Origin of the sequence: Phaeovulum sp., assembly GCF_047638075.1 — a bacterium.
In the GTDB taxonomy this organism is placed as follows: Bacteria; Pseudomonadota; Alphaproteobacteria; order Rhodobacterales; family Rhodobacteraceae; genus UBA6197.
On sequence record NZ_JBLJBV010000022.1, the window covers coordinates 1 to 23223 of the forward strand.

Genomic DNA, 23223 nt, shown 5'->3' on the forward strand with positions numbered 1-23223 from the left:
AAAATCAGCATCCAACATGGCGCGAAACGCGTGCCCACGATCGCGCGAAATCAGCGCCCATTCTCCGCGAAATCCGCAGGTTAGCCAAACCATCTCCATTGTGACTCGGACCAATGGCGCTCCAATTCCGATCTCTCAGTGGCCAGATCCTGCAGCCGCTGGCACAGTTCGGTCTCGGCCGGTCGAATGGGCTGGTAGCGGATCATCTCGCGATCCACATCAACAAGGCGGCAGGCCCGCTGCTCCGACAGGCCCAGCTTGGCCTGAAGATGCGCGACAGCCTCGCGCTTCGCGGCGGACGCTGCCATTTTTTGAGAGTAGTTCCTTCTTTGCGCGCGACCATTGTCCTCGGACCAATGGCATGCAAAGGTCTCGCTATCCAGCATCTGTTCCGCAAGAAGCTTCGTCAGCTTTGCATTCTCATCTTCCGGTGACTTCAGCCGCTTCGCATCCGACACCGTCATCCCGCCATACTTGGCCTTCCAGGCGTAGAAGGTGCCCTCCGACGGGCCATGCTCGCGGCAAAGGTCGGCACACTTCGCGCATATCGCGTGCTCGGTCAGAATGCCGATGATCTGCCCTTCGCTGTATCTCGTTCGCTTCATTGTCCGTCCCTTTGTTGGGCCGGACCCTAATCCCAGATGGCGGAAAAATCCCGTGGCAGGTCAATAGCCCCTAGATTTGTAGACGCCTTGCTTGGTAATTTTAGAAGCGGGGAGGACGACATCTCCGGCAAGGACCAGGATGCCGCCGCGGTGCTCGACGGGTCAAGACGGGCAGAAAAAGGTGACTCTTGAATTGTCGGTGACGGCGAGCGTATCCGACGATCGCGTTGCGCAGCCCCTGCGCGGCGATGAAATCCCCATCTGGGAAATCCAGGGCAGTCGGTTTGGCGCAAGTGAGCTTCGAAATAAAGCAGATCTGACTGAGTACCGCGAGCTTGTCGACAAGACCTTGGATGCGATCAAGAACCAGCACGGGATGGAGGTCGATCTGTCTGTCTTTCCGGCAATCCCGGCAGCATGTGCAATCAGTTTTGGTCGGACGTGGCAACCGAAGGCGCACCCTTCATTTACAATCTATGATCAGATCGCAGGCCAAGGATTTTCACTTCGACACTCTATTAGATGATCAATCAAGAGATCAGCACGTTCTTCAGTGTAAGTCGCACTGCTCATCGCTGGCTTCCAGAAGTCCGGTGACTTGGCGTTCGCTTTCACGATTGGCTTTCCAGAATTTACCTTTTGAAGAACGGTGGCAATCGCCCCATATCTACCACCCAACAAGGGTTTTTACTCATAATTTTGCTGCGCCCTGGAAGGACGCAGCATTTTTTCTGGGGCACGCACGGCAGGAATCGTCAGCTTCGAGGCTCCCACCTCACGAAAAGCGTCACCCTGCGGCGCGGCCCGTGAACGGATTGAACCCGAAGGATCAGTTCTTGGCGTAGAATTCGACGACCAGGTTCGGTTCCATCACGACCGGGTAGGGAACGTCCGCCAACGTGGGGGTGCGCACGAAGGTTGCGGTCATTTTCGAATGATCGACCTCCAGGTAATCCGGCACGTCGCGTTCGGTCAGTTGCACCGATTCCAGCACGATTGCCAATTGCTTCGAGCGGTCCCGAACGGCGATCACATCGCCCTCTTTCACGCGGTAGGACGCGATGTTCACGCGCGCGCCGTTGACGGTGATATGGCCGTGGTTCACGAACTGACGGGCCGCAAACACGGTCGGCACAAATTTCGCGCGATAGATCACGGCGTCCAGGCGACGCTCCAGCAGACCTACGAGGTTCTCGCCGGTGTCACCCTTGACCCGCTCGGCTTCGCCATAGATCTTGCGGAACTGTTTTTCGGTCAGGTCACCATAGTAACCCTTCAGCTTTTGCTTTGCACGCAGCTGAGTGCCGAAATCGGAAAGCTTGTTTTTGCGGCGCTGGCCGTGCTGACCCGGGCCGTATTCACGACGGTTAACCGGCGATTTCGCGCGGCCCCAGATGTTTTCGCCCATGCGGCGGTCAATTTTATACTTGGCAGACGTGCGTTTCGTCACGGCTGATCTCCTTCTTTATGTGCGCCTTCCCCGCCTTCCGAAAATCGGATCTTGCCTTTGAAACCGTCGGCGCGGATTACGCTGCGCCATGGTTCCATCTGGCAAGCCCCACCTGATCGGCAGTGAAAGCTCGAAGGGCGTTGTCCTTTCCCCCAACCCTCTACAGGGTTTCGGGCGACAGGGTTCCCCTTGCGGGGTCCACCAACACCAATGAATGACCCGGCACCTCGCGGCACCGGGATGGCGGGCTTATATAGCCCCCCCTGACCGAGTCAAGAGGCAGGTTCAGCGCCGCGCCAGATTGGCGATGCCCGCGGTATTGGGGTTTTGCGCAATGCTCCCCGTTTACGTCCCCCGCCCAGCCGTCTAGACTGCGCCGCAGCCGCAAGGAGCCTGCCCTATGTCTGACACGCCCGATACCGGTTATCAGGTTCTCGCCCGCAAATACCGCCCCGCGACCTTTGCCGATCTGATCGGCCAGGATGCGATGGTGCGCACGCTGAAAAACGCCTTTGCCGCCAGCCGGATCGCCCATGCTTTCGTGATGACGGGGGTGCGCGGGGTCGGCAAGACCACGACCGCCCGGATCATCGCCAAGGGGTTGAACTGCATTGGCCCTGACGGAAACGGCGGCCCCACGACCGAACCCTGCCTGACCTGCGAACATTGCGTCGCCATCGCTGAGGGCCGGCATGTCGACGTGATGGAAATGGACGCCGCCTCGCGCACGGGTGTTGGCGATATCCGCGAAATCATCGAGTCGGTCCATTACCGGGCAGCTTCGGCGCGCTACAAGGTCTATATCATCGACGAAGTGCATATGCTGTCGACCAGCGCCTTCAACGCGCTGCTCAAAACGCTAGAAGAGCCGCCTGCGCACGTCAAATTCATCTTTGCCACCACGGAAATTCGCAAGGTGCCTGTCACCGTTCTGTCGCGTTGCCAGCGGTTTGATCTGAAGCGAATCGAGCCCGAGGTGATGTTGGCGCATCTGGCCCGTATCGCCGGGCTGGAGGGGGCAAGCCTTGCACCCGATGCCATGGCGCTGATCACCCGCGCCGCCGAAGGCTCTGTGCGCGACGCGATGAGCCTGATGGATCAGGCAATCGCGCATGGCGCGGGCGAAACCTCGGCGGCGCAGGTGCGTGCCATGCTGGGGCTCGCGGACCGGGGCCGCGTGCTTGATCTGTTTGACATGATCCTGAAGGGCGAAGCGGCGGCGGCCCTGACTGAACTGTCGGGCCAATACGCTGATGGCGCCGATCCGATGGCGGTGCTGCGCGATCTGGCCGAAATCACCCACTGGATTTCGGTGATCAAGATCACCCCCGAGGCGGTCGAAGGCCCGACCGTGCCACCGGATGAACGCGCCCGCGGGCAGGCCATGGCCGCCGCTATTCCGATGCGGGTTCTGACGCGAATGTGGCAGATGCTTTTGAAGGCGCTGGAAGAGGTGGCCGCCGCCCCCAACGCGATGATGGCCGCAGAAATGGCCGTGATCCGGCTGACCCATGTCGCTGATCTGCCGGACCCCGAAATGCTGCTAAAGCGCATTCAGCAAGGCCCCGGCACCACATCGCCGGGCCCCGGTGGCCCCGGTGGCGCGGCGCCTTCAGGGGGTGGGCCGGTGCATGCCACACCGGTGGCGCAAGGCCGTTTCCCCACCTCTGGCCCGACCGGGTCCGGCGGGGCGGCAACCGCACTGGCGCATCAGCCCGAATCTGCCCTTGCCCGGTTTTCGCAATTCGACGACGTGGTTGAACTGATCCGGCGGATGCGCGATGTGAAACTGCTGCTTGATGTCGAGGGGCATCTGCGGCTGGTGCGCTATAGCCCCGGCCGGATCGAGTTTGAACCCACACCCGATGCGCCGCGCGATCTGGCCGCAAACCTTGCGGCCCGCCTTCAGGGCTGGACCGGGGTGCGCTGGGGCGTTTGCGTGACGAACAGCGGCGGCGGGGAAACCCTGCTTGAAACGCGCAACGCAGACCGCCGCGCCGCCGAAGCCGAGGCGATGGAAAACCCGCTGGTGCAGGCAATTTTTGCCGCCTTCCCCGGCGCGAAGATAGACGATATCAGAACCCCGGAAGCCCTTAACCTTCAGGCCAGCTTTGATGCGCTGCCCGAGGTCGAGGATGAATGGGATCCGTTCGAGGACAACTAAGGAGAGCAGGATGTTCAAAGGTTTAGGCGGCTTGGGCGACATGGCCAAGATGATGAAAGCCGCAAAAGACATGCAGACGCGGATGGCCGCGCTGCAAGAACAGCTGACGCAGATCATCGTGCAGGGCGAATCCGGGGCCGGGCTGGTGCGTGCCGAAGCCACCGCCAAGGGCGAGCTGACCTCGCTCAAGATCGACCCCGCGATTTTCAAGGCCGACGATAAGGAGGTGGTCGAAGACCTGATCCTTGCCGCGATCAAAGACGTGCAAAAACGCGCCGCCGAACGCACGCAGGCCGAAATGGCAAAGCTGGCCGAAGAAATGGGCCTGCCCGCCGATATGAACCTGCCGATCTGAGCCGCCAGTGACCCGCGGCGCGTCGGACGAGATAGAAGACCTGATCGGGCTGATGGCACGGCTGCCGGGGCTTGGCCCGCGTTCGGCACGGCGCGCGGTGCTGCATCTGATCGCGCGGCGCGGTGCGCTGATGGCGCCTTTGGCTACGACAATGGCGCATGTTGCCGAAACTGCGCGCGAATGTCTGCGCTGCGGCAATATCACCGGCGGCGATATTTGTGGCATTTGCACCGACCCGCGTCGCGCCTCCGGCGAAATCTGCGTGGTCGAAGACGTGGCCGATCTTTGGGCGATGGAGCGCGGGCAGGCCTTCAAGGGGCGCTACCACGTTCTGGGCGGCACGCTGAGTGCGCTTGACGCTATCGGCCCCGAAGATTTGGGCATCCCGCGCCTGCTGGACCGGATCGGTGCTGAAGGCATTACCGAGGTGATCCTGGCGCTGAATGCCACGGTCGACGGGCAAACCACCGCCCATTACATCGCTGAGGCGCTGGAAGGGCGCGGCGTGTCCGTGACCAGTCTTGCCCAGGGGGTACCGATCGGTGGCGAACTTGACTACCTGGATGATGGCACCATCCAGGCGGCACTACGGGCGCGCAAGAGCTTCTAGGCGGCGTCAAAGGTAAGGAAGACACCCAGATGGCAACCCGCGCGCAAACGGCCGAATTCCTGCTGGAACAATCTGGAAATGCGGGCGTGAGCCTGCGCAAGATGTTTGGTGAATATGCGGTTTACTGCGATGGTAAGGTAGTCGGCCTTTTATGCGACGATTGCCTGTTCATCAAACCGATAGACCCTGCGCGCGCCTATTTGAAAGAGGTCACCGAGGGTTTTCCCTACCCCGGCGCGAAAAGCCATTTTCAGCTGCCCCCTGACCAGTGGGAAGACGCCGATTGGCTGGCAGGCCTATTTCAGGTTCTTGCCGAGGCGCTACCTGCACCAAAGCCAAAGTCGCCGCGCAAGAAACGCTGATTGACCGCCACTATGGAACCCGAATGTCACGGGCGACATCCCTTTCGCCCGTGACATGTTCGTGTGATCTGCTGCGGATCAGCTATCGACGGCCTTTGCCTCTACCGTCTGTTCACGCGCGGCTGGCGCCGAAATCTCGATCCGGCGAGGCTTGAGCGCCTCGGGGAGTTCCCGGGCGAGGTCAATGTGCAACATCCCATCAACATGGGCCGCACCGGTTACGCGCATGTGATCCGCCAGCGCGAAACGGCGCTCGAACGCGCGGGTGGCAATGCCACGGTGCAAATAATGGCGCTCGGAATCGTCGGTGGCCTTGGTGGCCGCAACGATCAAAGTGCCGTCACGCAAGTCGACCGAGAGGTCATCTACCGCAAAACCCGCCACCGCAATCGATATCCGATAAGCGTTTTCGCCCACCTTTTCAATATTGTAGGGCGGATAAGTGGGCTGGGTCACATCCGCGGTCATGACACGGTCCATCATGTCAGCGACCCGGTCAAAGCCGACAGTAGCGCGGTAGAGGGGGGTAAGGTCAAAGTTTCTCATGTCGCATCCTCATTTGAGCGATGGTTTGTTTACCCGCCCCATCGGGGCCAGGCGGTTCATGCCAAGGCCCGGTTGCGGCACCCTGACAGGGTGAATTTGGGAAGGCGTTGACCGGGTTTCAAGAGGGTGATCGGCAGGAGATATGATCCTGGGCGGGACGCTCCGCGGGGAGTATTTGCGCCAAACAAAAGCGGCTGGATCAGGGGCGCAGGAATTTTGCGCCGTTGCTGCGCCGGGCCGGAGCGGGTTTTGATTTAAGGGTGGTGTGAGGTGTTTGACCGGGGGTGAGCACGCCACGCCCGGCACGCAGGGCAGCTTTCAGCTCGGCCAGCAGGGCAGGCAACTCCATCCCCCAGGCACGGGTTCCGGTGGCGCTGCGCGCCCCGGCGGAAACCACCGAAACGATTCGAGGGCGCGTGCCTGAGCGGTCGAACACTGGCGCGCCCGAGGAGCCAAAATCAACATCGCAGTCAAAACCGACCAACCCTTTGGTGCGACCAAAGACGGTGCAGACACGTTGCCACGATAGCGCATCGGACCGCCCCTGAGCGTAGGACACGACACTGACCGACGTGCCTTTGGGGCCCGGGGGATTGACCGCGAACGGGGCGGCAAGGGCGGCGGGGATCGGGCTGTCGAGCTGCAAGAGTGCTAGATCATGTTGCACGTTGCGGGCGCTGATCGGCGCGTCGGCGGTGTATCCGGGGTGGGCCACCGCAGCCGCCACGCCACGCTCGGCAATTACCTGGCCATCGGTCAGCCCCGCGCGAAAGCGCATGTTGGCCGGGTCGCGTGGGGCATGGGCGGCGGCCCCGTTATAAAGGCAATGCGCCGCCGTCAGCACCAGATCCGTAGCGATCAGGGTGCCGGTGCAGTACCCGTTCATGCCCAGATCGACGCGGCCGACCGCCTCCCAGCCGAAAATCTGGTCGCGTTGGGTCAGGCGGCGCAGGCCAGTATTTTGCGCGTCAGACGCGCCCGCAAAGATCAATACGGCTGCGAGGGTCAGCGCAGGGGTGTTCATGGTCTAAGAAATTTCGCACCGGTCTGAGGCACGAACTGACCCGCCCCCTGCCCCGCCGGGGCCTCCAATGCGGCGCGCAGATCTGCCACGGCGTCAACCAGCGTTCCAAGCGACACTTTGCGCGTGTTCATTTCGGCCTTGGCCGAGACGACCGAGACGATATGCGGTTCGCCACTGCGCATCGCGAATACGGGTGCGCCGGACGAGCCGAAATCAACCGCACAGGAAAGCAGCAGCACCCCGGCTTCGCGGTTGAGCACCTCGCAGACCTCTTGCAGGCTGGGCGCTTCGGCGCGGTCATGGGCGTATGAGACAACGCCAACGGTTTCGCCCAGACGCAGGGTCGTATCGACAATGAAGGGCTGGATTGAGGGCAGGCGGATTGGCTGGTCCAGTTCCACCAGGGCAAGATCCCAGGCCACCCGGCTTACCTTATCGCGGCCCTCATAGCGGTAATCGGGGTGTGCCAGTGCCCGGCGCGCGCCCCGGTAAGCCATGGCACGACCGTTGCGCCACCCCGCCAGAAAGCGGATCTGTGCGGCGTCGATCATCTGGCCACTATCGCGCGCAAACAGGCAGTGCGCCGCCGTCAGGACCAGGTTCGGCGCTATCAGCGATGCGGTGCAAAAACTGTTACCGCCCAGATCCAGCCGCCCGACACCTTCCCAGCCGCGGCTTTCGTCGCCGGTGGTCAGGCTTTGGAGGGCTGCATCCTTGGCCAGGACGGGGGCCGTGGCCAGTGCGGCAAGCGCGGTAAGGATAAGGGCAAGGCGGCGCATTGTTTCTCCGGCCATCGGTATCCGTCAAAGTTAGGCGTCGGGTGGGGCGAGATTATGGCAATGCGGGCGGTTTCGGGCCACCCAGAGCCCAATCCAGCAATTCGACCGTATGCACCACCGGCACCCCGGTTCCCGACCCGATCTGCATCATGCAACCAATGTTTCCGGCGGCGATGACCTGAGGCGTTTTGGCCTCAAGCGTGGCGACCTTGCGGCGCTTCAATTCAGCCGCAATCTTGGGCTGAAGCAGGTTGTAGGTGCCGGCCGAGCCGCAGCATAAATGCGCATCAGCAGGTTCGACCACCTCAAAGCCCACCCGCTGCAACAGCGCCTTGGGCGCGCTCTTGATCTGCTGGCCGTGCTGTAGTGAACAGGCGGCGTGGTAGGCGACGCGCAGCCCCTTGGGTGCGCCCTCCGGCAGGCCAAGCCGCGCAAGCAGTTCGGAAATATCGCAGGCCAGTGCGGCCACTTCGGCGGCGTCGGCGGCTAATGGGCTATCCTGGAACATATGCCCATAGTCCTTGACCGTGGTGCCGCAGCCCGAGGTATTGATCACTACCGCATCAAGGCCGGCGGGTTTTTCCGCCATCCAGGCGCGGATGTTGGCCGCTGCCTGTGCATGGCTTTCGCCGGTCTTGCCCATGTGAAGGGTCAACGCGCCACAGCACCCCATGCCGCGCGCCACGACCACCTCGCATCCCAGACGGCGCAACAGGCGGATCGTGGCATCGTTGATATCGGTGTTCAGCGCCTTTTGCGCGCAGCCGGTCAGCAGCGCCACGCGCATCCGGCGCGGGCCGGTGGCCGCAAACACCTGGGGCGTATCATTGGGGCTGATGGCGGGGATCTGCCTTGGAGCCATCGCCACCATCGCGCGCAGCCGCGCATCGGGCAGGAACCGCGCAAAGGGCCGCACCATCCGGGTGCCCATGAGCGCCAGCCGGAACCGCCCCGGATAGGGAAGCACTCGTGCCAGAAGCCAGCGCAACGCACGGTCTTTCAGCGGGCGTTTATACGTCTTTTCAATATGTTCGCGCGCATGATCCACCAGATGCATGTAATGCACCCCCGACGGGCAGGTGGTCATGCAGGCCAGACAACTTAGGCAGCGGTCGATATGTTTGACGGTTTTTTCGTCTGCGGGCCGGTCCTGTTCCAGCATCTCCTTGATCAGATAGATACGGCCACGGGGGCTATCCAGCTCATCCCCCAACAGCTGATAGGTCGGGCAGGTTGCGGTGCAAAAGCCGCAATGCACACAGGCGCGAAGGATTTGATTTGCGCGCGCGATGCGGGGATCGGCAAGTTGATGTTCAGTGAAATTTGTCTGCATCAGCCCATCCTTCCGGGGTTGAATATGCCGCGCGGGTCGAACCGGGCGCGCAGGCCCCTTGCCAATGCAGCCAGCGGTGCGGGTTCGGGATGAAACACCCCGGCTCCAGACCCGCGCATCAAGGTTGCATGCCCGCCAAAAGGGGCAGCCTGCGTGCGCGCATCCACCCCTTCTGCGGTCAAAGCCCAGACCAGCCCACCGCCCCAATCCAGCACCACCGGGCAGCCTAACCGCGCCACCAGCCCCGGCGCATCAGACGGCTTTACCGAAAAGCGCCACAGATTGCCCGGCCGCCCCTTAAACGGCGCAACCTCGCCCAGATCGTGCCAAAGCGTAGCCCCGCCCTCGCGTTCAATTCGGATGGCGCCAAAACGGCCCAGAGTTTCGGCCAGCCGCCCGGCGCGATAGGCAACCGAGTCCGCCAGCCCCTCGACCCGTATCAGCGCCCCCTCCCCCGGAAGCCAACCCGCCCCGGTCACGTCATAAGGCGAGCCAAGCGCCACCGCCAGGGCCGCCACCGCGTCACCCGCCGTCAGATCAGGCAGAACCAGCGTCGCATGGGTGTAGGCGGCGGGCAGCAGTTTGAAACTGACCTCGCTCAATACACCCAACGTGCCCCAGGACCCGGCCAGTAGTTTGACCAGATCATAGCCAGTGACATTTTTCATCACCCGTCCGCCGTTCTTGACCGAAGCCCCCGTGCCGTCAACAAACCGCACGCCAATCAGACTGTCGCGGCACGCCCCGGCCTGCACCCGGCGCGGCCCCGATACATTGGCCGCCACCACACCGCCAATCGTGCTTTCACCCTTGGCCCCCAGCACCGGCCCCCAGCGGACCGGCTCAAACGGCAGGCGCTGCCCCTCGGCGGCCAATAGGGCCTCTACTTCGCGCAGCGGCGTTCCCGCACCGACAACCAGCGTCAGCGCCGCCGGCTCGTATAACGACACGCCCCTTATCGCGACCTCCAGCTGCCTGCCCACCCCCGCGCCCACCGGCCGGGTGCCACCGCCGACAATCTGCAACGGCTCTGTGGCGTCGCGGACAGCCTCGGCCAACTGGCGTTCACTCTCAACTTTCATGCAGACCTGCTTTCGGTTTGGCATCGACGATCCGGCAAGACGCAAACAGCCCAAGACGCGTTCATCCGGCCCGCCGGGCGGCACTTACCGCAAGCGGAAATACCTTGGCAGGGTTCAGCAACCACCTGGGGTCGAACACGTCCTTGACGCGCATCTGTGCCTCCAGATCCGGTGGGGCAAACTGCACCGCCATCAGGTCGCGCTTTTCAATCCCGACACCATGTTCACCGGTCAGACAGCCGCCCACCTCGACGCATAGTTTCAAAATGTCGGCCCCCAGCGCCTCGCATCGGGCCAGATCGCCGGGCAGGTTCGCATCATAAAGGATCAGCGGATGCATATTGCCGTCACCCGCGTGAAATACATTGGCCACGTCCAGACCCGCCTTGGCCGACATCTCGCCAATGCGCCGCAGCACCTCGGGCAGCGCCGAAACCGGGATGGTGCCATCAAGGCACATATAATCGTTGATTTGCCCCATCGCGCCGAACGCGGATTTGCGCCCCAGCCAGATCCGACGCGCCTCATCCTCGGTTGCCGCTTCGCGAAACTCGACAGGCGCGTGGCGTGCCGCGATCTGCCGGATCAGGCCCAACTGCTCATCAATCTCGGCCTCGGCGCCCTCAACCTCGACAATCAGCAACGCCTCGCAATCGGGGTAGCCAGCATGGGCAAAATCCTCGGTCGCGCGGATACAGGGGCGGTCCATGAACTCTATCGCCACCGGCAACACGCCTGCACGGATGATGTCAGCCACGCAGGCACCCGCCACCTCGCTGCTGTCAAAGGCAATCAGGACCGGGCGCGCCCCCTCGGGCCGGGCCAGTATCCGCAAGGTGGCCTCGGTCACAACGCCAAGCTGCCCTTCGGACCCGCAGATCACCCCCAGCAAATCCAGCCCCGGCGCATCCAGATACCCTCCGCCGATCTCCAACACCTCGCCCGCCATGGTAACCAGCGTGACGCCTAAAAGGTTATTGGTCGTCACCCCGTATTTCAGGCAATGCGCACCGCCCGAATTCATCGCGATATTTCCAGAAATCGCACAGGCCAACTGGCTGGATGGATCCGGCGCATAGAAAAATCCGTCTGCCTCGACCGCATCCGTCACCGAAAGATTGGTGCGCCCGGCCTCAACCCGGATAAACCGATTGGGATAATCCACCTCCAGCACCGCGTTCATACGCGCCAGCCCCAACACCACCGCATCTTCTGACGGCATCGAGCCACCGGCAAGGCTGGTCCCCGCCCCGCGCGGCACCACCGGCACGCCCTCCTTATGGCAGATCCGCAGGGCAGCCGCCACTTCGCCAGTGTTACGCGGCAAGACCACCGCAAGCGGCTGGCAGCGATAGGCCGAAAGCGCATCACATTCGTAAACGCGCGTCTCGGCGGCATCGTCGATGACCCTGTCATCGGGCAACACGGCCCGCAAGCGCGCGACGATCTGCGCCTTACGCGCGAGGATCGCCGGATTGGGAGGGGGCATCTGCATAAAAACTCCGTGGTTGGCGAAAATTATATCCGCTTACGATAAAAAGCCAACGGCCTTCCCTACTTGCCGTCCTCGGCAACCCGGTGCTACGCAGATCCGCACAATCATTAGGGCCGACCCATGCACAAAACAGTCCGCGATTATATTCGCACCATCGTTGATTTCCCCCACCCAGGGATCCTGTTTCGCGATGTGACGACACTTTTCGCTGATCCGCGTGGCTTTCGCATGGCGATTGACCAGCTTTTGCACCCCTACGCCGGGGCGCATATCGACAAGGTCGTCGGGCTTGAGGCGCGCGGCTTTATCCTGGGGGGCGCCATCGCGCACCAACTGACCAAGGGGTTTGTTCCGATCCGAAAGCAAGGCAAGTTGCCGGGCCAGACGATCAGCCAATCCTATACGCTGGAATACGGCGAGGCGATCATGGAGATCCACGAAGACGCCCTGAAACCGGGTGAACGGGTGCTGATCGTCGACGATCTTCTGGCCACCGGCGGCACCTGCGAGGCCGCGATCACGCTGGCCAGTCGTCTGGGGGCCGAGGTTGTCGGTTGTGCTTTCATCATTGACCTTCCCGAACTTGGCGGCCGCAAACGGTTGAAAGACCTTGGCATGAACGTCCATGCACTATGCGAGTTTGAGGGCGCCTGATTGCCCACTCTTTTGCCGCGTGATCTAAAAATACGCGTCACCCTGGCGCCGGTAAGCATTTGGAAACCCGAATCCCCCTAAACGTTCCCTTGCCTGATGGTTCGGCTGCTTGCAAACACGTGAACCAAAAGCGCGGCGCCCTGCCCGGTGTCCCCCGGCAGGGCGCACATCTTTTCCGTCACCGCTTACCCGTGCGTCTCAGACGTAGCGCAGCACCGCGCCGGGGTTCATGATCCCCGCCGGGTCCAGTGCCGCCTTGATCGCGCGCATCGCGGCCAGCTTACCGGGGTCACCGAACTGCTCAAGATCGTCGACCTTCAGCCGTCCAATGCCGTGTTCAGCCGAAACCGAGCCCCCGAATTCGTCCACGACACCGTGCACCGTGGCCTTCACGGCCGCACGCAACGCGTCATCGCCGCGCCCCTGACCCGGCACAGGAAACACATTGTAATGAAGATTTCCATCACCAACATGGCCAAAGCAATTGACCCGAAAAGATCCCAGCGCCGCTACCGCGGCACTCGCCGCCGCGATAAACTCTGGTAGCTTCGCCAGCGGCACTGAAATGTCATGGCTTGAGACAGCACCAATCCGGCGGTTGGCAATCGGAAGGCTCTCGCGCACAGCCCAGAATGCGGCGCGCTGTAGCTCATTCTGGGCGATCACCGCATCATGGGCCAATCCAGATGACAACCCCGCGTCAAACAGATCCGCCAAGGCCACTTCAGGATCCATCGCCGCAGGAACACCTATCTCAATCAACACTGCCCAGTCGGGCCGCGGCTCAAATGGCTGGCGCAGGTCCGGCAAAACTTCCTCCAGAAACGCCAGACCCTGCCCTGAAATCAATTCGAACGCCGAAATGCAACCCGCCATCCGTGCCTCGGCAAGTGCCAACAAGGACAGGGCAGCCGCCGGGTCCCGAATCGTCATCATCACCGTGCCTACCCGTGCAGGCGGCTCAAACATGCGCAAACTGGCTGCGGTAATTACCCCCAAACTGCCTTCCGATCCGATCAGCAGGTTGCGTAGATCATAGCCGGTATTGTCTTTGCGTAACCGCTTCAGCCCGCGCAAAATGGTGCCATCGCCCAAAACAGCCTCAACCCCCAGACAAAGATCGCGCGTACTGCCATAGCGCAGCACATTTACCCCACCCGCATTGGTGGCCAGACACCCGCCAATACGCGCCGATCCCTGGCTCGCCAGTCCAAGAGGAAACATCCGCCCCACACTGCCCGCCGCCATCTGCACATCTGCCAGTATTGCCCCGGCCTCAACCACCATCACATTCCCCACCGGGTCCAGCGCCCGCACTGCCGTCATCCGCTCCAGCGATAACACCAGCGGCACCGCCCCCGGCCAGACCTGACCCCCCACCAACCCGGTGCCACCGCCGTAAGGCACGACCCCTACGCGCGCGGCCGCCGCTGTGCGGATCACGCCAGCAACCTCATCCACCGTTTCGGGCAGCGCCACCAACGCGGCACCTCCGTGGTAGCGCCCGCGCGGCTCTTCCAGATAGCGCGCTTCGGCGGCGCGCAAACGCAATCCCGGCACTGATCGCACCAAGGTTGCGGCAAATTCCGTATCCGCCGGGTTCAACATGACATTTTCCGTCTTTTGTTTGGTCCAAATACTCTGCGGGGGTCCGGGGGTGCAAAACCCCCGGCGTCAACCGATGTCGGTCCGCCCCCGCCTGTCGCCACGCAGATTGGCGTAAAGCACATGATTGCGCCAGCGCCCGTTTATCTGAAGATAGCTTTGCGCCACCCCCTCATACTTGAAACCGGATTTTTCCAGCACCCCGCGCGAGGCGGCATTTTCGGGCAGACAAGCGGCCTCGACGCGGCTCAGCTCCAGCACGGAAAACGCATGATGCACGACCGCGCGGATCGCCTCTCGCATATACCCCTGGCGCGCATAGCTTTCGCCCACCCAATACCCCAGTGTTCCTGCCTGGGCAGGGCCCCGGCGGATATTGTCCAAGGTGATCGCCCCCAGAAGGGCCTCATCAGCCCGGCGAAAGATGAACAGCGGCAGCGCGGTGCCTCCGGCGCTGGCCCGTGCGGCCCAATAGACCCGGTTGGCAAACGATTTGCGGCTAAGGTGTTCGGGCGACCAGCTTGGCTCCCATGGGGTCAGGAACGCGCGGCTTTCCACCCGTAGCGTCGACCATGGCCGAAAATCCGAATGGACCGGCAACCGAAGCGTCATCCGCTCGGTCTCAAGCCGCAGCTTGCGCCGGCGCGTCAACATCACGCGGCAAGCCCTTCGCGCAGCCGTTCCAGCGCGGGCGCGCCTGCGACCGGGCCATATAGCGCCAATGCGGATTTGCCCCCGCCAATCAACCGCCCGGCATAGTCACGCACCATTCCTGTGCTGACGGCCTCGATCTTGGCTGTCATTTCGGTCAGATCGGGCACGCGGCCATAGATCGCCAGATTGCGCGCCATACGTTCAGCACGGCCCGAAGGGCTTTCCAGCCCCATCAGCATCCCGGCCTTCATCTGGGTGCGCGCACGGGCAACCTCAGTTTCCGACATGTCATCGGCTGCGCGTTTCAGCTCATCTATCGTCAGACCGCAAAGCGCGCCAATCTCGGCTTGCGAGGTGCCAGCATAGACGGTGAACATCCCCGTATCTTCATTGGCCCCCGCCTGCGCAAAGATCGAATAGCACAATCCCCGCTCTTCGCGGATCTTCTGGAACAGACGCGATGACATACCCCCGCCCATGGCCGTGGAATAAATCTGCGCGGTGTAAAGATCGGGGTCAAGAAACCCTGGCCCCTCCAATGCCAGCGCAAAATGCACCTGTTCAAGGTCTTTGACCTCGCGCCGTTCGGACCCGATCCAGCGGGCCTTTTGCAGTGGCGATTGGGTCACCGGCGCCAGATGGCCAAACGCCAGTTCGGCCTGACGCACAATCGCCTCATGGTCCACGGCACCGGCCGCCGACACGATCATCTGGTTTGGTCCGTAATGTTCAGCCACGAACCCCGCCAGATCATCACGGCCAAAGGCAGACACCCGTTCCGCGGGGCCCAGTATGGTGCGGCCAATTGCCTGATCGGGGTAGGCCGCCTCTTGCAGCCAGTCAAAGATGATATCGTCCGGTGTATCCAGCGCCTGCCCGATCTCTTGCAAGATCACATGGCGTTCGACCTCGATCTCGCGCGCATCAAACACCGGGTTCAGAACGATATCCGAAATGACATCAAGCGCCAGCGGCACATCGGCTTGCAAGACACGGGCATAATAGGCCGTCATCTCGCGCGAGGTATAGGCGTTGATATAGCCGCCAACGTCCTCGATCTCCTCGGCAATCTGCAACGCGGTGCGCCGGGAGGTGCCCTTGAAGGCCATATGCTCCAGAAAATGTGCAATGCCGTTTTGCTCGGCCCGCTCGTGGCGGCCGCCCGCTGCGACCCACACCCCAACCGAGGCCGAGGCCAGCCCCGGCATGTTTTCAGTCACGATCCGCAGCCCGTTGGGCAGGGTAGTCAGTTCAATCGTCAATTATGGCGCCTTTCACGGATCAGCGCTTCCAGCGCAGCCAGATCATTGGGAACAGAGGTCACACGTTCGGGCCGGTCAAACAGATCAGCCATACGGGGGGGCAGTGCCGGGCGCCGCCCGGTGGCCGCCTCGACCGCATCGGGAAATTTGGCGGGGTGTGCGGTGGCCAGCGTGACCATGGGAACGGGCGGGGTGATATGGTCTTGCGCCACCTTGACCGCAACGGCGGAATGAGGGCAAAGCAACTCGCCTGAGGCTGCCAGCTCTGCCGCGATCATTGCGGTTGTCTCCGCTTCAGAGCAGCGACCCGTGGTGTAGATTTCGCGCAAGGTTTGCAGCGCGCCCTGACTGACCGCAAAGCCGCCCTTGGCCTTCAACTCGTCCATCAACTGCGCCACCGCACCACCGTCCTGCCCGTAGGCCATGAACAAGGCGCGCTCAAAGTTTGAAGAAACCTGAATGTCCATTGACGGGCTGATCGAGGGTTTGACCCCGTTCGTTTCATAGCGCCCGCCGGTCAGGCAGCGGTGCAAGATGTCATTTTGGTTGGTGGCGATCACCAACCGGTCAATCGGCAGCCCCATTTCGCGGGCAATGTAGCCTGCAAAAATATCGCCAAAATTGCCGGTCGGCACGGTAAAGCTGACCTTGCGGCCGGGCGCGCCAAGGCTGACTGCGGCAGTGAAATAATAGACCACCTGCACCAGAACGCGCGCCCAGTTGATACTGTTCACCCCTGCCAGACCAACGCCATCGCGAAAGGCGAAATCGTTGAACATATCCTTCACACGCGCCTGACAGTCGTCGAAATCACCGGCCAGTGCCAGCGCATGAACATTGGCTTCGGCGGGCGTGGTCATCTGCCGGCGCTGCACATCCGACACGCGGCCTTGGGGGAACAGAATGAACACATCAACATTGTCCAGCCCGCGAAACGCCTCGATCGCCGCCGATCCGGTATCGCCAGAGGTGGCCCCGACAATGGTGATCCGCTTGCCCTCGCGTGCCAGCACGATCTGGAAAAGCTGGCCGATGACCTGCATCGCAAAGTCCTTGAACGCAAGCGTCGGGCCGTGAAACAGTTCCAGCAGGTGATGGCCGGGGGCAAGCTGCACCAGGGGCGCACGGGCGGCATGGCCAAAGCCCGCATAGGCACGGGCCAGCGCGCCACGCAGCTCATCGTCGGTGAAAGTGTCGCCGGTAAAGGGGCGCATCACCCGAAAGGCAACCTCTTCGTAACTTTGCCCGGCCATCGCGGCAATGTCAGCAGGGGTCAGCGTCGGAATGGTCTCGGGCACATAAAGACCGCCGTCGCGGGCCAGCCCGGTCAGCATCGCCTCGCCAAAAGTCAGAACCGGGGCCTGCCCCCGCGTAGAGATATAACGCATCAATCCGCCCTCAGATTTGTTTTTGCCTGATACGCCACAGAAGGAACGCTGTCATCCCCGACCAGACCGCCGCCAGCAAAAACCATGTGATTGCGTAGTTCAAATGGTCATTCGGAATGCCGGTGATGCCCAAAGGCACCGGCGCTACCCCCTGCGCATCCCCCGCCACATGCGACGCGACAATCAGCAACGGTTCGGTCTTCAGATGCGCGGCCATGGCAGGCACGTCGCGCGCGAACCAAACCCCGGCGCCTAAATCCGGTGCGGGGGTGTAGCTGTCGACCTCGGCTGGCCAATGAAGATTTCCGGTGACGATCAGCGGCACCGGCGGGCGGGCGGCATAGCGCCCCGCCTCTGGCAGGAAGCCACGATCCAGCAGCACCCGGCGCCCGGCGCCGGTTTCAAACGCTGCGATCACCTCATAACCGGGGCCGATGCCCTTTTGCCCCGACAATACCAGGATTTCCTCGCCCGTCGTGGCGCCGTCCACCTGCACGGGGGTGTATTTCAACGCCTCGGGGTCTGCATCTGCCGCCGGTGGCAATTCATGTGGCACATCGTCGATTCGGGCAGAAATCTCAGCCAGAATCGTTTCCTTCCACTCCAGCCGACGCAATTGCCAAAAACCAAGCGATAACAGAATCGCCACCCCCCCCACCCCGAGGATCAGCGGAAAGACGATGTGGCGCATGGCGGTTCCTTCAAATACGGCAGCGCGAGGGGCCAGCCCTCGCGCCTGAAGATAGTCACAGGTGGGCAGCCTTTCAGCTACCCCAGACATATATCGAAGCAAACAGGAACAGCCAGACCACATCGACAAAGTGCCAGTACCACGCGGCAGCCTCAAAACCGACATGCTGTTCGGGGGTGAAATGCCCTTTCAGCACACGCACCAGGCAGACCGTCAGGAAAATGGTGCCAATGATGACGTGAAAGCCGTGAAACCCGGTCGCCATGAAAAAGCTGGCACCATAAATATTACCGGCAAGACCAAAGGCGGCGTGGCTATACTCAAGTGCTTGCAAAACGGTAAAGCTGACCCCCAGGATGACCGTCAGGATCAACCCGTTGGTAACATCCCGGCGATTGTTTTCATGCACCAGCGCATGGTGTGCCCAAGTCAGCGTGACGCCCGACAGCAGCAGCACGACGGTATTGATCAGCGGCAGGTGCCAAGGGTCGAAAGTTTCAATCCCGGCAGGCGGCCAGACCCCATCAACCGCAGGGCTTTGCGGCCCCATCGGATACATCGCATGTTTGAAAAAGTTCCAGAACCATGCCGAAAAGAACATCACCTCGGACATGATGAACAAGATGAACCCATAGCGCAGGCCGATCCGCACCACCGGGGTATGATCGCCCACCTGCCCTTCGTGGACCACCTCGGACCACCAGCCGTACATGCAATAAAGCACAACAAGCAGCCCGCCGAAGAACATGTAATAGCCCATGTCCTTCATCCAAAGCACCGCGCCAAAGAGCATGATGAACGCCCCCAGCGCGCTAAGCAGCGGCCAGATCGAGGGGGGCAGAATGTGATAATCGTGGTTTTTTGCGTGCGCCATGGTCTTATCCGCTTTCGGTTGTCCCTGTTGGGCCTCAGTTGACGGGGGCCGGGGTTAGGGGCGTCAATGACGCCTGCTTGTCCTCCGGCAGATCGGTTTCATAAAAAGTATAGGACAGGGTAAGATTGCGGATGCGCCCGGCATCCGCGTCGTTCACAATTTCCGGATCAACATAGAAGGAAACCGGCATTTCCACCCGCTCACCGGGCTGCAACACCTGCTGGGTGAAACAAAAACACTGGATCTTGTCAAAGTAGTAACCCGCGACATCCGGCGAGACATTATAGCTGGCCGTGCCCGCAATGACCCTGTCCGAGGTATTGACGGCCTCGTAAAACGCCAGCCCGGTTTCACCGATTTTCAGCGTCATCTGATTTTGCAGCGGACGGAATTTCCACGCCATCCCTTTGGCGACATTGGCATCAAACCGGACCGTTACCAATTCGTCCAGCACCACATCAGACGCGCGTTCGGCAACGTTGGTTGTGCCGCCATACCCGGTAGTGCGGCAAAACCAGTCGTAAAACGGCACCGCAGCCCAAGCCATCGCCCCCATCAGCACCACAAGGCCAACAAGGCGAACCGCCATCCGGTTGTTTGACGTCGCGCTCAATTTTCTGCCTCCGCGCCGGGGGCGGGCAGTGCCGACACACGCGGCTGATGGTCAAACGCCTCCATCTTGCCGCCGTTTCCCACCTTGACAATGGTCAGCCCGAAAACCAGCGCCGCAAAGGCCAGCAAGACCGCGCCCAGTCCCATGTTGCGGCCAAATCGACGTTTGTGCAGTTCATGATCTTTTGTGATTGCCATTACCAACCCCCAAAACCCAAGGATCGAAGCGCTGCATCGGCCAAAAGGGCCGTAAAATGCGCAAACAGATAAGCCAGTGAAAAGCGGAAGAACCGCTTTTCCGCACGGTAACCATCGGCCTCGGCGGCAGCTTCTTCGCGCCGCCAGATCCGGTAGCCGCCGCGAATGAACAGCGCGTTCATCACCAGCGCGGTTATCAGGTAAACCGGGCCGCCAATGCTGGTAAACGCGGTGGCCAACGCCACGGGTGCCAGAACCAACGTGTAGCCCAGAATATGCTTTCGCGTGACCTTGCGCCCATGCGTGACGGTCAGCATCGGCACGCCCGCATTGGAATAGTCCTCCTTCATGAACAGCGCCAACGCCCAGAAATGCGGCGGCGTCCACAAGAAGATAATGGCGAACATCGCCAATGATTCCAGACTGACCCCGCCCGTTGCCACCGCCCAGCCGATCATCGGTGGAAACGCCCCCGCCGCGCCGCCGATCACGATGTTTTGCGGGGTCGAGCGTTTCAGCCAGATGGAATAGACCACCGCATAAAAGAAGATGGTAAAGGCCAGAAAAAGCCCGGCAAACACATTCGCCGCCAAGGCCAGCATCACGCAGGATATCCCGGCAAGCCCCAGACCAAAGCCCAGCGCCTCGCCCTCGGTCACCTTGCCAGCGGGAATCGGGCGGTTGCGGGTGCGTTTCATGATCCGGTCAATATCGGCATCATACCACATGTTCAGCGCGCCCGACGCGCCGCCGCCCAGCGCAATGAACAAGATCGCGGTGAAGCCAACAAACGGATGCACCGGCGTCGGCGCCACCAACAGCCCCACCAAGGCGGTAAACACGACCAGCGACATGACCCGCGGTTTCAGCAGCGCAACAAAGTCACCAAACTGCGCCTCGCGGCTGTCGTCATAAAGGCTGATATCACTCATTCCGCTCTCCCCTGCGGTTGATCAGCGGCGCGCCGCTCCCCGGCGCGCGCCTCACATGGGCGCCTTATTCGGACGCCGCAACCTTGACCGGCGCCACTGGCGCGGCCGCAAAGTCGTTCTTGGCGCGTTCAAGCCAATCAGCGTAGACTTCGTCAGACACGACTTTCACGGTGATCGGCATATACGCGTGAGACTGGCCGCAAAGCTCGGAACACTGACCGAAATAGACGCCCTCTTTTTCTGCCTTGAACCACAGTTGCGCAATCCGCCCCGGCACCGCGTCCTGCTTGACCGCAAAGGCCGGAACCGTCCAGGAATGAATCACATCCGCACCGGTTACCTGAACCACGATCGTCTTGTTGACGGGCACGACCATGGCATTGTCTGCCGCCAGCAGATACTCATCCGGCGCATAGCCGTATTCTTCCAGATCTTCTTTCGCCAGCAAGAGTGAGTCGAAGGAAACCCCTTCATCAGGGTATTCATAGCCCCAGTACCACTGGTATCCGGTTACCTTTATGGTAATGTCGCCCGCGGGAATTTCCTGTTGTTTGAACAAGATCGGCAATGAGAACGACCCGATCACCACCAAAATCAGTATCGGCACCACCGTCCAGGTGATCTCGATGGGCGTGTTGTGGGTAAACCGTGCCGGCGTCGGGTTGACCCGGCGGTTGAAACGGATGATCGCGTAGATCAACAGTAGCACCACCAGAACCGTGATCGCCCCGGTAATCCACAATAGCATGTGGTCCAGCCATTGCTGATCGCGCGCAAGTTCCGTTGCGGCGGGCTGGAAACCGAGGCCGCCAGAGTGTGGCTTGCCCACTACCTCCAGTCCGGTGATCGCATCCTGGGCCAGCGCGGCCCCGGCTGCGAGGGTCGTAGTCATAGCGGCCGTCAGGCCATGGCGAATGATCGCAAAGCGCATGGTGTTTTCCCGTTCCCTGAAGCGGCTCTCCCTGCCGCGCAACAGTGTCTCGGCGCGTCCCTTCGCCGATCCCCTGTTGTGTAGGACTATTTTAAAACCATATTAGGGGGGTGGCGACAAGTCAAACTGCGACACCGTACCACTTTTTCATGCAGATCAAGCATTAAAGGGACCCCCAGATGACCGAAGACCGCTTTGCACCCTTTGAAACGATGATCGACTCTGACCGCGCGCTGGCTGTGTTGCGCGGGGCTGTGGCCGGGGCCGACGATGGCGAATTGTTCCTGGAGCGGCGCCGGTCTGAGGCGCTGGTTTTTGACGATGGCCGGGTAAAGAACGCAAGCTACGATGCCTCGGAAGGGTTTGGGCTGCGCGCTGTTCGCGGCGATGTGGCCGGATACGCCCACGCCACCGAGATTTCCGAGGCTGCCCTGACCCGCGCCGCGGAAACCGCCCGCCTTGCTGTGGGCGATGGTGGCGGCACGCTGGCGCCCGCCCCGCAAGGCACCAACCTGCGCCTTTATACCGATGCCGATCCGATGGGGGATGCGCCCTTCGCGGCAAAAATTGACCTGTTACGCGAGATCGACGCCTTTGCCCGCGCGCTCGATCCGCGCGTGGTGCAGGTTTCAGCCACAGTCGCGGCAAGCCTGCAAGAGGTGTTCATCCTGCGCCCCGAAGGCGGGCTTGTATCTGACATCCGGCCGATGGCGCGGCTGAACGTGTCGGTGATTGTCGAACAGGGCGGGCGGCGCGAATCGGGGGGCATGGGCGGTGGCGGGCGCTACGGGCTTGCGGGGCTGATGGCGCCGGACCACTGGCAAGGTGTGGCGCGTGAAGCGTTGCGCATCGCATTGGTCAACCTTTCGGCCGAAGCGGCGCCTGCGGGGATGATGGACGTGGTTTTAGGGGCCGGTTGGCCCGGCATTCTGCTGCACGAAGCCGTGGGGCATGGGCTTGAGGGGGATTTCAACCGCAAAAAGACGTCGGCCTTTGCGGGGCTGATGGGCCAGCAGGTGGCATCGCGTGGGGTGACGGTGCTGGATGATGGCACCATACCGGACCGGCGCGGCAGTATCTCGGTTGATGACGAGGGCACGCCTTCGGGGCGGAATGTCCTGATCGACGACGGTATCCTGGTTGGCTATATGCAAGATCGCCAGAATGCGCGCCTGATGGGCGTCGCTGCAACCGGGAACGGGCGACGCGAAAGCTATGCCCACATACCGATGCCGCGGATGACCAACACCTATATGCTGGGCGGCGACAGTGAGCCGGCCGATATTGTCGCCAGCCTGAAAGACGGCATCTATGCTGTCGGTTTTGGCGGGGGGCAGGTTGACATCACCAACGGCAAATTCGTGTTTTCCTGCACCGAGGCATACCGCGTAAAAAACGGCATCATCGGTGCCCCCGTGAAAGGCGCAACCCTGATTGGCGACGGCCCCACCGCAATGCGGGCGATCCGCGCGATCGGAAATGATATGGCGATGGACCCTGGCATCGGCAACTGCGGCAAGGCCGGGCAATGGGTGCCGGTCGGGGTGGGCCAACCGACGCTGATGATTGGCGGGCTGACGGTTGGGGGGGCTGGCGCATAATAGGTGGCGGTCTGCA

The 23223-nt window shown here is 61.8% G+C and carries 24 protein-coding genes and 1 pseudogene; 7 read left to right on the forward strand and 18 right to left on the reverse strand.

What is annotated here, in order from left to right; translation table 11 throughout:
• Window positions 1-131: 131 nt before the first annotated feature.
• Window positions 132-605: pseudogene (locus tag ACM62R_RS03075) on the reverse strand (transposase); the annotation flags it as partial.
• A gap of 139 nt (window positions 606-744) precedes the next feature.
• Between ACM62R_RS03075 and ACM62R_RS03080 the strand changes: the two are divergent.
• Window positions 745-1131, forward strand: coding sequence for an SAVED domain-containing protein (locus tag ACM62R_RS03080; RefSeq protein WP_415182604.1), 387 nt, complete (start codon window positions 745-747; stop codon window positions 1129-1131).
• 303 nt (window positions 1132-1434) lie between these two features.
• Here ACM62R_RS03080 and rpsD read toward each other — a convergent pair whose 3' ends face one another.
• Complete coding sequence (rpsD, locus tag ACM62R_RS03085; RefSeq protein ID WP_415182605.1) at window positions 1435-2055, reverse strand: 30S ribosomal protein S4; 621 nt, start codon at window positions 2053-2055, stop codon at window positions 1435-1437.
• Window positions 2056-2455: 400 nt separating this feature from the next.
• Here rpsD and ACM62R_RS03090 point away from each other — a divergent pair, with 400 nt between their 5' ends.
• The 4 genes from ACM62R_RS03090 to ACM62R_RS03105 are packed head-to-tail and all read left to right on the forward strand — an operon-like array spanning window position 2456 to window position 5546.
• Window positions 2456-4219 carry a DNA polymerase III subunit gamma/tau gene (locus ACM62R_RS03090; protein ID WP_415182606.1) on the forward strand — a complete coding sequence of 588 codons (1764 nt, stop codon included), beginning with the start codon at window positions 2456-2458 and terminating at the stop codon, window positions 4217-4219.
• A gap of 10 nt (window positions 4220-4229) precedes the next feature.
• Window positions 4230-4574 carry a YbaB/EbfC family nucleoid-associated protein gene (locus ACM62R_RS03095; RefSeq protein WP_415182607.1) on the forward strand — a complete coding sequence of 115 codons (345 nt, stop codon included), beginning with the start codon at window positions 4230-4232 and terminating at the stop codon, window positions 4572-4574.
• Between the two features lie 7 nt (window positions 4575-4581).
• On the forward strand, window positions 4582-5184 hold the full coding sequence (recR, locus tag ACM62R_RS03100; RefSeq protein ID WP_415182608.1) for a recombination mediator RecR: 603 nt from the start codon (window positions 4582-4584) through the stop codon (window positions 5182-5184).
• A 29-nt stretch (window positions 5185-5213) separates the two neighbouring features.
• Window positions 5214-5546, forward strand: a complete 333-nt coding sequence (locus ACM62R_RS03105; RefSeq protein ID WP_415182609.1) for a TfoX/Sxy family protein — start codon at window positions 5214-5216, stop codon at window positions 5544-5546.
• A gap of 78 nt (window positions 5547-5624) precedes the next feature.
• Here ACM62R_RS03105 and ACM62R_RS03110 read toward each other — a convergent pair whose 3' ends face one another.
• The 6 genes from ACM62R_RS03110 to ACM62R_RS03135 all read right to left on the reverse strand — a co-directional run bounded on the left by ACM62R_RS03110 (window position 5625) and on the right by ACM62R_RS03135 (window position 11805).
• A complete protein-coding gene (locus tag ACM62R_RS03110; RefSeq protein WP_415182610.1) occupies window positions 5625-6092 on the reverse strand; it encodes an Hsp20 family protein in 468 nt (155 codons plus the stop codon).
• 199 nt (window positions 6093-6291) lie between these two features.
• A complete protein-coding gene (locus ACM62R_RS03115) occupies window positions 6292-7116 on the reverse strand; it encodes a trypsin-like serine peptidase (RefSeq protein WP_415182611.1) in 825 nt (274 codons plus the stop codon).
• A complete protein-coding gene (locus ACM62R_RS03120) occupies window positions 7113-7910 on the reverse strand; it encodes a trypsin-like serine peptidase (protein ID WP_415182612.1) in 798 nt (265 codons plus the stop codon). Before ACM62R_RS03120 ends, ACM62R_RS03115 begins: the two co-directional genes overlap by 4 nt.
• 37 nt (window positions 7911-7947) lie before the next feature.
• Window positions 7948-9228 (reverse strand): glycolate oxidase subunit GlcF, encoded by a 1281-nt coding sequence (gene glcF / locus ACM62R_RS03125; RefSeq protein WP_415182613.1) that lies wholly within the window; start codon window positions 9226-9228, stop codon window positions 7948-7950.
• Complete coding sequence (locus ACM62R_RS03130) at window positions 9228-10310, reverse strand: FAD-binding protein (RefSeq protein WP_415182614.1); 1083 nt, start codon at window positions 10308-10310, stop codon at window positions 9228-9230. The genes glcF and ACM62R_RS03130 overlap by 1 nt, the downstream gene beginning before the upstream one ends.
• A gap of 61 nt (window positions 10311-10371) precedes the next feature.
• The gene (locus tag ACM62R_RS03135; protein WP_415182615.1) at window positions 10372-11805 is read right to left on the reverse strand and encodes an FAD-linked oxidase C-terminal domain-containing protein; all 1434 of its coding nucleotides are present in this window, start codon (window positions 11803-11805) and stop codon (window positions 10372-10374) included.
• Window positions 11806-11925: 120 nt separating this feature from the next.
• On the opposite strand from ACM62R_RS03135, the gene ACM62R_RS03140 reads away from it, so the two are divergent.
• Window positions 11926-12459, forward strand: coding sequence for an adenine phosphoribosyltransferase (locus ACM62R_RS03140; RefSeq protein ID WP_415182616.1), 534 nt, complete (start codon window positions 11926-11928; stop codon window positions 12457-12459).
• A 198-nt stretch (window positions 12460-12657) separates the two neighbouring features.
• Here ACM62R_RS03140 and ACM62R_RS03145 read toward each other — a convergent pair whose 3' ends face one another.
• From ACM62R_RS03145 to coxB, 10 genes are all read right to left on the reverse strand, one after another.
• Window positions 12658-14067, reverse strand: a complete 1410-nt coding sequence (locus ACM62R_RS03145; protein WP_415182617.1) for an FAD-binding oxidoreductase — start codon at window positions 14065-14067, stop codon at window positions 12658-12660.
• A 66-nt stretch (window positions 14068-14133) separates the two neighbouring features.
• Complete coding sequence (locus ACM62R_RS03150; protein ID WP_415182633.1) at window positions 14134-14718, reverse strand: GNAT family N-acetyltransferase; 585 nt, start codon at window positions 14716-14718, stop codon at window positions 14134-14136.
• Window positions 14718-15980, reverse strand: coding sequence for a M16 family metallopeptidase (locus ACM62R_RS03155; protein WP_415182618.1), 1263 nt, complete (start codon window positions 15978-15980; stop codon window positions 14718-14720). The genes ACM62R_RS03150 and ACM62R_RS03155 overlap by 1 nt, the downstream gene beginning before the upstream one ends.
• Window positions 15977-17368 (reverse strand): threonine synthase, encoded by a 1392-nt coding sequence (gene thrC, locus ACM62R_RS03160; RefSeq protein ID WP_415182619.1) that lies wholly within the window; start codon window positions 17366-17368, stop codon window positions 15977-15979. Before thrC ends, ACM62R_RS03155 begins: the two co-directional genes overlap by 4 nt.
• A 10-nt stretch (window positions 17369-17378) precedes the next feature.
• Window positions 17379-18059 carry an SURF1 family protein gene (locus ACM62R_RS03165; RefSeq protein ID WP_415182620.1) on the reverse strand — a complete coding sequence of 227 codons (681 nt, stop codon included), beginning with the start codon at window positions 18057-18059 and terminating at the stop codon, window positions 17379-17381.
• A gap of 73 nt (window positions 18060-18132) precedes the next feature.
• A complete protein-coding gene (locus ACM62R_RS03170; RefSeq protein ID WP_415182621.1) occupies window positions 18133-18933 on the reverse strand; it encodes a cytochrome c oxidase subunit 3 in 801 nt (266 codons plus the stop codon).
• Window positions 18934-18967: 34 nt separating this feature from the next.
• A complete protein-coding gene (locus ACM62R_RS03175) occupies window positions 18968-19546 on the reverse strand; it encodes a cytochrome c oxidase assembly protein (RefSeq protein WP_415182622.1) in 579 nt (192 codons plus the stop codon).
• Entirely contained in the window at window positions 19543-19743 is a 201-nt protein-coding gene (locus ACM62R_RS03180; RefSeq protein ID WP_415182623.1) for a hypothetical protein, read from the reverse strand. The genes ACM62R_RS03175 and ACM62R_RS03180 overlap by 4 nt, the downstream gene beginning before the upstream one ends.
• On the reverse strand, window positions 19743-20675 hold the full coding sequence (cyoE, locus tag ACM62R_RS03185; RefSeq protein ID WP_415182624.1) for a heme o synthase: 933 nt from the start codon (window positions 20673-20675) through the stop codon (window positions 19743-19745). Before cyoE ends, ACM62R_RS03180 begins: the two co-directional genes overlap by 1 nt.
• Window positions 20676-20739: 64 nt before the next feature.
• Window positions 20740-21567, reverse strand: a complete 828-nt coding sequence (gene coxB / locus ACM62R_RS03190) for a cytochrome c oxidase subunit II (RefSeq protein ID WP_415182625.1) — start codon at window positions 21565-21567, stop codon at window positions 20740-20742.
• A gap of 218 nt (window positions 21568-21785) precedes the next feature.
• Between coxB and tldD the strand changes: the two genes are divergently transcribed.
• Window positions 21786-23207, forward strand: coding sequence for a metalloprotease TldD (tldD, locus tag ACM62R_RS03195; protein WP_415182626.1), 1422 nt, complete (start codon window positions 21786-21788; stop codon window positions 23205-23207).
• The last annotated feature ends 16 nt before the right edge of the window (window positions 23208-23223 follow it).